This is a genomic window from Hydrogenophaga sp. UC242_53 (genome assembly GCF_042696965.1).
GTDB lineage: Bacteria > Pseudomonadota > Gammaproteobacteria > Burkholderiales > Burkholderiaceae_C > Hydrogenophaga.
Genome location: NZ_CP170552.1, coordinates 131,554 through 144,012 on the forward strand (window position 1 = coordinate 131,554; position 12,459 = coordinate 144,012).

The 12,459-nt window shown below is 59.9% G+C and carries 9 protein-coding genes and 2 pseudogenes; 9 read left to right on the top strand and 2 right to left on the bottom strand.

What is annotated here, in order from left to right; all coding sequences use genetic code 11:
• Positions 1–566 precede the first annotated feature (566 nt).
• The gene (locus ACFJI0_RS00690) at positions 567–1,496 is read right to left on the bottom strand and encodes a LysR family transcriptional regulator (protein WP_382323078.1); all 930 of its coding nucleotides are present in this window, start codon (positions 1,494–1,496) and stop codon (positions 567–569) included.
• Positions 1,497–1,592: 96 nt separating this feature from the next.
• On the opposite strand from ACFJI0_RS00690, the pseudogene ACFJI0_RS00695 reads away from it, so the two are divergent.
• The 9 genes and pseudogenes from ACFJI0_RS00695 to ACFJI0_RS00735 all read left to right on the top strand — a co-directional run bounded on the left by ACFJI0_RS00695 (position 1,593) and on the right by ACFJI0_RS00735 (position 11,515).
• Positions 1,593–2,760 (top strand): annotated as a pseudogene (locus ACFJI0_RS00695) (mandelate racemase/muconate lactonizing enzyme family protein).
• Positions 2,757–3,173, top strand: coding sequence for an ankyrin repeat domain-containing protein (locus tag ACFJI0_RS00700; protein ID WP_382323079.1), 417 nt, complete (start codon positions 2,757–2,759; stop codon positions 3,171–3,173). Before ACFJI0_RS00695 ends, ACFJI0_RS00700 begins: the two are co-directional and overlap by 4 nt.
• On the top strand, positions 3,170–4,135 hold the full coding sequence (locus ACFJI0_RS00705) for a Bug family tripartite tricarboxylate transporter substrate binding protein (RefSeq protein WP_382323080.1): 966 nt from the start codon (positions 3,170–3,172) through the stop codon (positions 4,133–4,135). The genes ACFJI0_RS00700 and ACFJI0_RS00705 overlap by 4 nt, the downstream gene beginning before the upstream one ends.
• Positions 4,135–4,914, top strand: a complete 780-nt coding sequence (locus ACFJI0_RS00710; protein WP_382323081.1) for an MBL fold metallo-hydrolase — start codon at positions 4,135–4,137, stop codon at positions 4,912–4,914. Before ACFJI0_RS00705 ends, ACFJI0_RS00710 begins: the two co-directional genes overlap by 1 nt.
• A 50-nt stretch (positions 4,915–4,964) precedes the next feature.
• Complete coding sequence (locus tag ACFJI0_RS00715; protein ID WP_382323082.1) at positions 4,965–5,942, top strand: tripartite tricarboxylate transporter substrate-binding protein; 978 nt, start codon at positions 4,965–4,967, stop codon at positions 5,940–5,942.
• Positions 5,943–6,044: 102 nt separating this feature from the next.
• Positions 6,045–8,375: an NADP-dependent malic enzyme gene (locus ACFJI0_RS00720; RefSeq protein ID WP_382323083.1), complete on the top strand. Its 2,331-nt coding sequence runs from the start codon at positions 6,045–6,047 to the stop codon at positions 8,373–8,375.
• A gap of 185 nt (positions 8,376–8,560) precedes the next feature.
• The gene (locus tag ACFJI0_RS00725) at positions 8,561–9,454 is read left to right on the top strand and encodes a LysR substrate-binding domain-containing protein (RefSeq protein ID WP_382323084.1); all 894 of its coding nucleotides are present in this window, start codon (positions 8,561–8,563) and stop codon (positions 9,452–9,454) included.
• Positions 9,455–9,942: 488 nt separating this feature from the next.
• A complete protein-coding gene (locus ACFJI0_RS00730) occupies positions 9,943–10,806 on the top strand; it encodes an alpha/beta hydrolase family esterase (protein WP_382323085.1) in 864 nt (287 codons plus the stop codon).
• A complete protein-coding gene (locus ACFJI0_RS00735) occupies positions 10,796–11,515 on the top strand; it encodes an alpha/beta hydrolase family esterase (protein ID WP_382325855.1) in 720 nt (239 codons plus the stop codon). Before ACFJI0_RS00730 ends, ACFJI0_RS00735 begins: the two co-directional genes overlap by 11 nt.
• Before the next feature lie 632 nt (positions 11,516–12,147).
• Here ACFJI0_RS00735 and ACFJI0_RS00740 read toward each other — a convergent pair.
• Positions 12,148–12,405 (bottom strand): annotated as a pseudogene (locus ACFJI0_RS00740) (IS21 family transposase); the annotation flags it as partial.
• Positions 12,406–12,459 lie beyond the last annotated feature (54 nt).

The following is a 12,459-nucleotide window of genomic DNA, read 5'->3' on the forward strand; positions in this document are numbered from 1 at the left end:
TGTGGTTGTTCTCAAGAAATGAGGTCTGTCGGAAAAGAATAGGTCTGTCGGAAAACAAGGCCTTAAAGGTAACAAAACGCAACAAGATCGTTACGCTTCAGGTTGCGTCACGTTGAGGTGGTGCGCCAAGTTGGCGACGTTACCCCTAGGGGCCAATCGCATAGTGCCCAGCGCGCAAGTGCATCCGATCCAGCGAAAGCCGAACTCACTGGGCGGCAGCTTTGCAGCGGTTGCCGACGTTCTCCGGCAGCTGAAGTACTGACGTTAACCAACCCTATGCGGTCACTCGGCCCGGCATCCGAAGAAGTCCGGAATGCCGCTTGAGGAGGGGCTGCGGGGGCGACCGAGCCAAAGTCAAGTTGGGGCAGCGACTCGAAAAGGTGAGTGCCGAAGGCATGGCCCCATGGACTAGGTGGCGTGATGCATACTGATGCGCGATGCGGCCGTTTGCCAAAGCTTCAGCTGCTTCTGTCCTCTTACATGAAGAGCCGAGAAGCACGCGCTACGAACTCACTGGGTCGAGCCTGGTGCGCTACTCACGCGCTCATCAAGTCGGGATTCGCGTCTTACTTCAGTGAGCCTTCACCTACGCTAGCCTGCGCTGCTGCCCAGAATGCCTCGCGCGCCACTCCGGCATTGGCGCGATTTCGATAGAGGCGAACTTCTAGATCGACATGCCATTCGCTCGAAGCTGCAACGACGAGTCCTCCGCGTTCCAAGTCGTCGCGAACTAGCAGCTTTGGCAACCAGGCCAATCCGCGGCCGTCAAGCGCCATTGTGCGAAGCACTGAGGCGAGATGCGCGGTCAGAACGTATTGATGGTGAAGCCGCTCGATGGCAGGGCCCCTTAACGTTCTCAAGATGCGTCCCAAACCCGATACTTGGCTGTAGCCTAGGAGATGGACGCTGGCTTTGGCGTTTCCACCGTCTAATTTGTGTAGCGGAGCTCCGCGCTCGTCCGGCGCTGATACTGGAACAAGTTGATCCGTCCCAACCAACAGACTGAGGAAGTTTGCCTCGTCCAGCTCGCCGCGCACGCCGCTATGAGCGTGTGCCAGCATGAAATGCACCTCGCTCTGCGCCAGTAAGCCGACGCATTTCTGCTGCACATCCGACACCAGCTGAATTGGCCCCATGCTGGCGTGCGCCTCCAGCGTCCGAAGCCAGTGCGGCAAAAAGGTGAATGACAAAGCGTGTGTCGAGGCAAACCGAAGTGTCGAAGACGTAGCCTCAGCAACAGCGCGAGCCTCGCCAGGCATGCCGGCGACCTGCGCTTGCAGGCCCTGTGCGGCTACGCGAAACCATTCACCAACCTCGGTGACTCGGGCCGGCTGAGAGCTTCGGTCGAAGAGCTCCGCGCCCAACCATTCTTCCAACGCGCGGATGCGACGGCTAAACGCCGGCTGGGTCATGTGTCGCTCTTCCGCAGCGCGCGAAAAGTTGCCGGTGGCGGCCAGTGCATTGAAGTCGTCGACCCAGGAAAGGTTCATCGTCATGACGGTGCTTTCAAAGCATCAAAAACAAGAAAAGCAGCATTGGTCAAACGCCTCCGCCGCGCGGATCATAGGCCTGTTTTAAAGCAGGAGCCACCAATGAAGATCGTCGAGATTCGAGAAAAAACCCTCCCCATCAGTTCACCGATTCGCAACGCGTACATCGACTTTAGCAAGATGACCCTGAGCCTGGTCGCAGTCATCACCGATGTGATCCGCGACGGAAAGCCAGTGGTGGGCTACGGGTTCAACTCCAATGGCCGCTATGGTCAGGGCAAGCTGATGCGCGAGCGCTTCATCCCGCGTGTGCTGGAAGCTGACCCCGCTTCGCTGGTCGACGACGCAGGCACCAACCTCGACCCGCACAAGATCTGGAACTGCATGTTCACCAACGAGAAGCCCGGCGGTCACGGCGAGCGCTCGGTGGCCATCGGCACCATCGACATGGCGGTGTGGGACGCGGTCGCCAAGATCGAAGGCAAACCGCTCTTCCAGCTGCTGGCCGACCGCTACGGCGACGGCAAACCCAATCGCAAGATATTCGTTTACGCCGCTGGTGGCTACTACTACCCCGGCCAAGACCACAAGAAGCTGCAGGATGAGATGCGCAGCTACATCGACCGCGGTTACACGGTGGTGAAGAAAAAGATTGGCGGCGCATCGCTCGACGAAGACCTGCGCCGTATCGACTCCATCATGGAAGTGCTGCAGGACGGGCAGAAGCTGTGCGTCGATGCCAATGGCCGCTTCGACTTGGAGACCGCGATCGCCTACGCCAAGGCGCTCTCCCAGTACGACCTGTTCTGGTACGAAGAGCCGGGTGACCCACTGGACTTCGAACTGCAGGCCGCCCTGCGCAATTTCTACAAAAACCCGATCGCCAGCGGGGGAAGACCTGTTCTCCATGCAGGACGCGCGCAACCTGATCCGCTACGGTGGCATGCGTCCCGACCGCGACTGGCTGCAGTTCGACTGCGCGCTGAGCTATGGCCTGGTCGAGTACCTCAAGACCCTGGATATGTTGAAGGAACACGGCTGGTCGGCCAGCCGCTGCATCCCGCACGGCGGCCACCAGATGTCGCTCAACATCGCCGCCGGCCTGGGCCTGGGTGGCAACGAGTCCTATCCCGACCTGTTCCAGCCTTTCGGTGGTTTCCCCGACAACGTCAAGGTTGAGAACAGCCACGTCACGCTGCCCGACTTGCCTGGTATCGGTTTTGAGGGGAAAGCGGACCTCTACAAAGTCATGCGCGAGCTCTCCGCATGAGTGACTCTCCGGCCGCGCACGGCGGTGTTTTGCATCAAGCCGCCGCACATGGTGCGTTGGCTGAGTGCGAGCAACTTCTCGCGGCCGGCGAGGACCCGAATCAACTTTCGGATGACGGCCATACCGCGCTGCACCTTGCAGCCAAGGCGGGACATGGCGCCGTTGTTCGGCTGCTGGTTGCGAGGGGCGCGGATCCCAAAGCTTGCACTTTTCTGGGGAACACGCCTCTCCATGGGGCGGCATACATGGGGCAGCTGGAAGTGGTCTTGGCGCTGCTTGATTCTGGCGCCGACCCTGCAATAAAGAACCAGCAGGGCCAGACGGCTTGCGACCGTGCGCGGGCCTGTGCCAAAGAAGATGTCGTCCGGGCCTTGTCCGGATGGAGCAATGGACTTGATAAGGACCAACAATGAGACAGATCGTTCTTTTGTGCGCCGCTATGGCGTTGGCGACTGGCGCCACAGCACAGGCATGGCCCGGTAACCGCCCGATCAAAGTAATCGTGCCGTTCGCTGCTGGTGGTAACGCGGACCTGACGGCCCGCCTTATAGCCAAACAGCTGGCCGAAGGCCTCAAGACCCCCGTTGTCGTAGAAAACCGCTCTGGAGCCAATGGCACTCTTGGCCTTGAGGCAGTGCGCCAGGCCGCGCCTGACGGCTACACACTGTTGGTGTCGCCTAGCAGTCCGCTTGTCGTCAATCCGGTTTTATACAAGAAGGTGCCCTACGACAGCTTGAAGGACTTTGAGCCGATCAGCCAGATCCTGACGTACCAGTACGTGCTCGTCGTGCCGTCTGCGTCTCCAGTGCGCAGCTTGTCGGACTTGGCTGCGGCCGCACAGGCCAAGCCCGGCGAGCTCACATACGGTTCGTCCGGTATTGGCGGCGGCGGCCACTTGGCCGGCGAACTGCTAGCTCTTCGGTTGGGCGCAAAGCTCAATCACGTTCCTTACAAGGGGACCGCCCCCGCGTTGGCCGACTTACTTGGTGGTCAGCTGTCATTTACCTGGGATACGGTGATGACTGCAGTGCCGCACGTCCAAGGAGACAAGCTTCGTCCGCTGGCCGTTTCAGGCGGAACCCGCGCGGGATCTTTTCCCAAAGTGCCCACCATGAAGGAGCTGGGCTACAAGGACTACGACATCACGCAGTTCATCGGCCTGCTTGCCCCTGCTAAAACGCCCTCGCACATCATCGAGCGTCTGAACGCAGAAGTTGAGAAGGCCGTGAAGGCACCGGAGGTGATCAAGGCGCTGAAGACAGAGGGTGGCAACGAACTGGTTACCAGTACGCCCTCACAGTTCAAGTCGTTAATTTCTAGCGAGCTGGAGTTTTACCGCAAGCTCGTGAACGATGCACAGATCAAGGCCGAGTGATGTACGAAGTGCACGTACTCGTTCAGGGGTACCCTGGTCGTTCCGTTTGTCACGGCGGGCTTGGCTGGAGCACCGTCACGCTCTTACGCGGTGAAGGCCGTTCGATCCTGGTGGATACAGGCGGCTACGCCACTCGCCCCGAAATCGGCAAGCAACTCGCGGCGTTGCGTGTTTCGCCCTCTGACGTCACCGATGTCGTCTTGACGCATACGCACCACGACCACGCCTGCAACTTCACGCTATTTCCGGAGGCTACGGTCTGGATTGGCGAGAAGGAGCTGGAGTGGGCAGTAACGCAGAAACCAGGCTTCAATCCCCTGGCGGAGCTGCATGTGCGCGAGCTCGCTTCGCTTGACCGAGTCCAACGTCTTAAAGGTGGACAGACCTTTTTGGGCCATTTCGAAGCGATAGAGGTACCCGGTCACACGCCGGGCCATCTCGCCTACCACTTCTCTGCTCATCCTCAATATCTGCTGTTCACGGGTGATGCCGCGAAGAACCGCGCCGAGCTGCTATCTCAAGACGTTGCGATGACTCTTGATGCCGAGCAGAGCGCACGCAGCATTGAGACGATCTGGCGCTATTGGCGCGCTCATCCAGACACGGTCCTTATTCCCGGCCACGACTTGAGCATGCGGCTGGATTCCGAGGGGAAACCCGAGTACCAGGGCACGCGCCGAGCCGGCATTGAGGCCTGGTTCTCAGAAACGTTGGAGACCACGACCTTCTTCGACCTCACAGGAGGTAGCAAGGTGGGCGTGGGCTGCCGCGAAGCATGACGCAGCACTCTAAGCACCGCGTCAAAAATTCACTCAAGACGGAGACAAACATGAAGATGATTCTCAAATCCCTGCTGGCGACCACAATGGTGGCTACCGGTACCGCTGCACTCGCAGACTATCCTGACAAGCCCATCACTCTGGTGGTGCCATTCGCCGCAGGCGGCCCGAGCGACAAGATTGCACGAGACTTGGCGGAGGCCCTGCGCGGTCCCCTCGGCGTGACCGTTGTGGTGGAAAACGCAGGAGGAGCGGGAGGAACTATCGGCTCCTCCAAGGTCGCTCGTTCTGCGCCTGACGGCTACACGCTTTTGGTGCACCACATTGGTATGGCTACGGCGCCAGCACTGTACCGCAAGCTGAGCTACAAAGTTCCGGAGGATTTCGAGATGCTCGGCCTTGTGAACGAGGCTCCTTCAGTAGTGATTGCTAAGAGCGCACTGGCGCCCAGCAGTTTCAACGAGTTGCGCGGATGGCTTAAGGACAATGGGAGCAAGGTGAACCTGGCACATGCCGGGCTTGGTTCTGCCTCGCACCTGTGCGGCCTGATGCTGCAAAACGCTCTGAATCAAAAATTGACCACCATCGCTTACAAGGGTACGGGTCCGGCAATGACGGATCTTATGGCTGGTACCGTCGACTTGATGTGTGAACAGGCTACGAACGCAGTGCCGCAGATCGAAAGCAAACGTGTGAAGGTGTACGGAGTGACCAGCAAGCAGCGCTTGTCAATCCCCGCGCTGAAGGACACACCCACGCTAGACGAATCGGGCCTCAAGGGCTTCGACGTGCAGGTTTGGCACGGCATGTATGCGCCTAAGGGAACGCCTCCCGCAGTGGTCACGAAACTTAACTCCGCGCTGCGCGCAGCGCTGAAGGATCCGCAGCTGATTCAGCGACAGGAAGCGCTAGGCCTCACTTTGATCAGCGATGATCGACTGTCGCCTGCAGGGCATCGTAAGTTCGTTGAGAAAGAAATGGCACGCTGGGCAAAGGTCATTCAGGAGGCCGGCGAGTACGCTGACTGAGAAGCCTTTTTTGCTCGCGGCCCATCCATCAATTTTGAGGATGGGCTTCGCAAGCCCGGCGCCTGTGGCACCGGGCTTTTGTATCTTAAGAATGTGCAGTAAATGTCCGATCTCTCGACCTCCGACTTGCAGCGCGCCGAGCTGCGTCGCGCCGCCCTGGAATATCACGAGTTCCCGATCCCCGGCAAGGTGTCGATCGCGGCCACCAAGCAGCTCACCAACCAGCGCGATCTCGCCCTGGCCTACTCGCCCGGCGTGGCCGCCCCCTGCGAAGAAATCGTGGCCAACCCGGTCAACGCCTACAAGTACACCGCCCGCGGCAACCTGGTGGCGGTCATCACCAACGGCACGGCCGTGCTCGGCCTGGGCGACATTGGCCCTCTGGCGGCCAAGCCGGTGATGGAAGGCAAGGGCGTGCTTTTCAAGAAGTTCGCCGGCGTCGATGTGTTCGACATCGAGATCAACGAGAAGGACCCGGTCAAGCTGGTCGAGGTGATCGCGGCCCTGGAGCCGACCTTCGGTGCGATCAACCTGGAAGACATCAAGGCGCCGGACTGCTTCTATGTCGAGCGCGAACTGCGCAAGCGCATGAACATCCCCGTGTTCCACGACGATCAGCACGGCACCGCCATCACGGTGGCGGCGGCGATGCTCAACGGCCTGAAGGTCGCGGGCAAGGACATCGGTCAGGTCAAGCTGGTGACCTCGGGCGCGGGCGCGGCGGCGCTGGCCTGCCTGAACCTGCTGCTCAAGGTCGGGCTCAAGCGCGAGAACGTGTTCGTCACCGACCTGGCCGGGGTGGTCTATGAGGGCCGAGAGGAACTCATGGACGACGACAAGCGCCAGTACATGCAGAAGACCGACAAGCGCAAGCTCGCCGAAGTGATCGTCGGCGCCGATGTGTTCCTCGGCCTCTCGGCCGGCGGCGTGCTCAAGCCCGAGATGGTGGCGTCGATGGCGGCCAAGCCGGTGATCTTCGCGCTGGCGAACCCGAACCCCGAGATCGCACCCGAGGACGCGCACGCGGTGCGCAACGACGTCATCATGGCCACGGGCCGCACCGACTACCCGAACCAGGTCAACAACGTCCTGTGCTTCCCCTACATCTTCCGCGGCGCGCTCGACGCGGGCGCCTCCACCATCACCGATGAGATGGAGATCGCCGCGGTGCACGCCATTGCCGAGCTGGCGCAGGCCGAGCAGAGCGAGGTGGTCGCGGCGGCCTATGCCGGCGAGAAGCTGGCCTTCGGTCCCGAGTACCTGATCCCCAAGCCGTTCGACCCGCGCCTGATGATGAAGATCGCGCCGGCCGTGGCGCAGGCCGCGGTCGACAGCGGCGTGGCCCAGCGGCCGGTGCCCGACATGGCGGCCTACCGCGAGAAGCTGCAGAGCTTCGTGTTCGCCTCGGGCACCATCATGAAGCCGATCTTCTCGGCGGCGAAGGCCGCGGCCCGCAAGCGCGTGGCCTACGCCGAAGGCGAAGAAGAACGGGTGCTGCGCGCCTGCCAGATCGTGGTGGACGAAGGCCTGGCCCGTCCCACGCTGATCGGCCGCCCGGCCATCATCGCCCAGCGCATCGAGAAGTTCGGCCTGCGCCTGCGCGAGGAACTGGACTACGACGTCGTCAACGTCGAGCAGGACGACCGCTACCGCGACTTCTGGCAGACCTACCACCGCATGACCGAGCGCAAGGGCGTGACCCAGCAGCTCGCCAAGATCGAGATGCGCCGGCGCCTCACGCTGATCGGCGCCATGCTGCTGCACAAGGGCGAGGTGGACGGCCTGATCTGCGGCACCTGGGGCTCCACCCAGCACCACCTGAAGTACATCGACCAGGTGATCGGCAAGCGCGAGGGCGGCAGCCCCAGCACCGCCCAGGACGTGCGCATCTACGCCTGCATGAACGGCCTCATGCTGCCCGGCCGCCAGGTGTTCCTGGTCGACACACACGTCAACTACGACCCCACGCCCGAAGAGCTGTGCGAGATCACGGTGATGGCGGCCGAGGAAATGCTGCGCTTCGGCCTGCAACCCAAGGCGGCCCTGCTGTCTCACTCCAACTTCGGCTCCAGCGACGAACCCAGCGCCATCAAGATGCGCCGCACGCTGGCGCTGCTGCGCGAGCAGGCGCCCTGGCTGGAGGCCGACGGCGAAATGCACGGAGATGTGGCACTGGACCCCAACGCGCGCCACACCTTGATGCCCAACTCCACGCTGAAGGGCCCCGCCAACCTGCTGGTGCTGCCCAACATCGATGCCGCCAACATCGCCTACAACCTGCTCAAGACCGCGGCGGGCGGCAACATCGCGGTCGGGCCGGTGCTGCTGGGCGCCGACAAGCCGGTGCACATCCTCACCGCCAGCGCCACCGTGCGACGCATCGTCAACATGACCGCGTTGACCGTGGCGGACGCCAACGTTTCACGCCAATAGCCGACAGAATGCAGGTTGCTGTTATCAAGCGCAGCATTGCATTGAAAGTTGTAGCGTCTTGCAAGAGGGGCTGCGGAGCTTGAAGCTGTCGATGCGGTGACGCCGCCAACCATTGGTTGCAAATCGCGCGGGGCCTGTAGTGGGTGATCCAGGACCGCGCCTTTTGCGTAGATTGAAGGACGACCATGAACTTCATCTGGCTTGACGATTTTCTAGCCTTGGCATCTACGGGCGATCTCTCGCTTGCAGCCAAAGAACGGAGTGTCTCTGCTGCATTGTTCACTCGAAGAATTCGCAAGCTTGAGGAATGGGTTGGCGCGGATCTGGTAGAGCGCAGTGAACATCCGCCGAAACTTACGCCCGCAGGGCAAAGATTCGTCGGTGCGGCACGAGATCTTGTCTATCGCGCAGCTCGGATGTCCGAGGAAGCGAGAAGCAATCTTAGCGAGGGCGACACCGTCTTGCGCATAGCTTGCACGCACGCACTTTTCCTAAACTTTTTACCTAACTGGCTGCACGGCCTTGGAACTGCATCGCTGTCTCCTATGCTCAGGATTGCGGATGTCCTATCGCATTGCGAGTCAATGTTGGAGCACGGCGTAGCGCAGTTTGTCATTAGCCACTCTCATCCAAAAGTGCGTGGCACTCTTCATGGCGAAGCATTCAAGTCCGCTCTCGTGGGCCACGATGAGCTGCTCCCAGTGAGCACTCCCACGGGCGATGGTCTACCTGTATTCGCGCTAGTTGGCGCGAGGCAACCTGTGGAAGTTCTCGCCTACGCAGTCGACTCGGGATTCGGTCGAATACAAGCGGCTGTTCTTGGAAGTCAGATGGAGACAGCAAGCTGCTCAGTCGTAGGGACAGTAAGTGTCGCCTCCGAGCTTCGAAAGATGGCGATGGCCGGAGCAGGGTTGGCGTGGCTTCCACGAAGCACCATAGAGGACGATCTCCGTGATGGTGCGCTTGTGCTCGCGGGAACCCAAGAATGGACGATACCTTTAGAGGTTCGAATCTATCGAACCCGCCAAGATTTGCCTGGCAATGCTGAGGCATTCTGGGACGCACTGAAGCTGAACTGAGAGTAGATATTTGGCCGCTTTCACGAGACTTCGCCAAAGTGCTCGTAAGCGCTGTTGAGCGGCTGTTTAGCGAAGTACCGGTGCGAAGCTAGTCCCAGCTTTCAAAGCATCAAATTCAACAAAAACAGCATTGTTCAAACGGGAACTGATTCGCGACCATAGCGTTCCTTTGATCGAAAAAGGAGTCGCAAAGACATCGCAACTTGAAGGTTCCATACCACCCTGAACTGCCCATCGGCGTGCCGATGCACGCAAAGCCGTCGCGTCCACCTACGGGCCTCGCCGACTAGCGCGTGCAGCGCCGCTAGTAAAACAAATTGGAGACAACGATGAAGAAGATGAACTCGAAACGCTTGCAACGAATGGCCGGCCCCGCCACGCTAGCTTTTGCAGCAGCACTCACAGCTTGCGGAGGAGGTGGTGACTCAGCGCCCCCCGCTAGCGACCCTCCCCCTGTTGTGGTTCAACCTGAAATTCCAGCCAGTCCCGTGACACTCGAACGAGCGACCGTGACAGTGAATGGCGTGGAACGCAGCTTCTTCATGTATGCGCCAGCAAACATTGCGGAGCTGCGAGAGTACGACGCGCGAGGCGTACGCATCGTGATATCTCTGCACGACAACGGACAAGACGGCCAGATGAACGCCGATCGCACGCGCTGGAGTGAGGTTGCCGATACGCACGGATTCATTGTTCTCTTTCCCAACGCTGTCGACAGAACCTGGAACGTCGGGTCAGCTGACGAGTTGGCTTTCATCAATGCTGCTTCCTCCGCCATGAAGACGAGGTTCTCACTGGCGTCGAACGCACAGATGTACTTGACCGGCATCGGCTCCGGCGCGGCCTACGCTCATCAACTTGCTATCGTCGCACCAGAACTTGCTGGCGCGGTTGCCGGCGTTGGAGACGTCGCGCCTGCACCGACCTTTGAACTTCCCGCAGATCAACGCCCTGTGTCAGCTATGGCCGCATGGATAGTCCGTACAAACAGTGCCCCGCTTAGTTTGAACGAGATCAAGCAAGTTGCTTACTGGAGCAACGCAAATGGCGCATCGGGTGTCACTGGTACGGACTCCACTCCGGCGCTGGACACAGTTACGTACGCTCACCCGAGCAACGAAGTACAAGCCGTAAAGGTTTCTACCCTCCGCGCCGGCGTAAGAGGTGAGTCCAAGGCGGTGAGCGAGCAGATATGGACAGAGATGTTCGACCGAACGATCCGTTTCCCGGATCACACGGGGACCAACGGGACACTCCACCGCAACGAGTCAATTGCTTCCATGAAGCTGCTCGAAAACCACAAGAGATTTCACCAATGGCCCCCGGCGCTTCTTGACATACGTGCCTGCTAATTACGACGCGCTGGTTGCGGGCGGGCGGCGGGTCCCTGTCCTGTTTTCCTTCCATGGCCGAAACGGGTCTGCGCGGTATCAATCCCTCATTACGGATTGGAACAAGGTGGCTGACGACAATGGTTTCATTGTGGTTTATCCACAGGGCATTGGAGCAACCTGGAGTACGTCGATGGACCCGGATACGCGTGACGTGCGCTTCTTCTTGGACCTTCTAGCTCATATCAGGGCGACATATGCAGTGGACGATACTCGCTTGTATCTCAACGGCTCGTCGATGGGCACTGCACTGACAAACCGCATCGCCGTCCAGTTCCCTGAGCTCTTCGCTGCGATAGCACCTTGCTACTCGGGCCACTTGAGCGCAGCCAACTATCAAAATGCCATCGTTAAGACCAACGTGCCCTTGCCGGTATGGCAATGTCGCGGTGGGGATGAACCTCCTACCAGCTTCCCTGGCGGAACGGCTGGCGAGACAGCTGCGCGCAACTTCTGGCGGGAGACGGTCAACCGAAACATGGGTCCTTTCACCCTTCAGGTTGACGGTCGCAACCGTACAGAAATCTGGAGCGACGGCCTTGCTGAGTACCGTTGGCAGGTCACCGACTACGTTCCGCACTTCTGGCACCCTGGCCAAGCGCGAAAGATGTGGGACGAGATGTTGTCTCGATATAGCCGTGCACCAGATGGAACCTTAGTGCGTCGCTAAGAACTCATTGCGGGGCGGCGCTGGTCGCCCCGCAATGTGTCGGGAGTGATAGATGTGGCGACAGCAAGTGTCAAAAGGCGCTCAAAGTCGCTGTGTCCGTTGTCGAGAATCTCAAGAACATCTGCCGCAGCGTCGTTGGGGATCGAAGCAGCCATCTTCGATGGTCTCAAGAACCAGATGGCCTTCGCGCCCCCATACGTAGGTCGACTCCCGATCAGCCATCGCTCGTTCCTGCCAAAAATCGGGTTGACCGGATGTGCGCACATAGTGATCGGCAGACGCGGTTTCGATGTGGTCTGCCAGTTCATCACCCGGAATACACGGCAGCGTCTGCCCTCAGTACGAGCACGCGCTCGGCTGCCCGTCCTTCTCGATCTTCTGAGCAAGGTAAACCTCTCAGGCGCACGTGAAGCACATGCGCTTCCGATCGTCCTCATCTACGGTCATGTCTTCTCCTGCCTCCCGTTTCTGCGGTAATCGTTCCCATCGAGCGATGAACCGAACTTAACCGGACCGGCGCACCCTGTTGGACAACAGTGTGAGAAGCCAAGGACGTCCGTCGTTGGCCGTAGCAGCCATTCGAGCGCGAACGGTGAATGTCGGACTTCAGTCTGAACCAGATCTTTGAGTGTGTGGAGCTGCAGCAAAGTGCGCCGCTGTTTGCGCGACTTTGTGGCCTCGATCGATAGCCAGGTTGAAAGTTTGTCTGCGTAGGGATCGAGCTTGCTGGAGCTCGCACGCTTGGCGTAACGGGGCTCTTCATCGCCCGCCCGCAGGTACTTCTTAACGGTGTTGCGAGCCAGGCCTGTACGCCTGGAGATCTCGCGGATGGACATCTGCTCGCGCAGTGCCCAGCGTCTTATGACACTCAAAGTCGCCACGTCTATCACTCCTGAAATCTCCTGCTGCCAAAAGCAGCAGGATAGGGTTCTTACGTGGGTCAG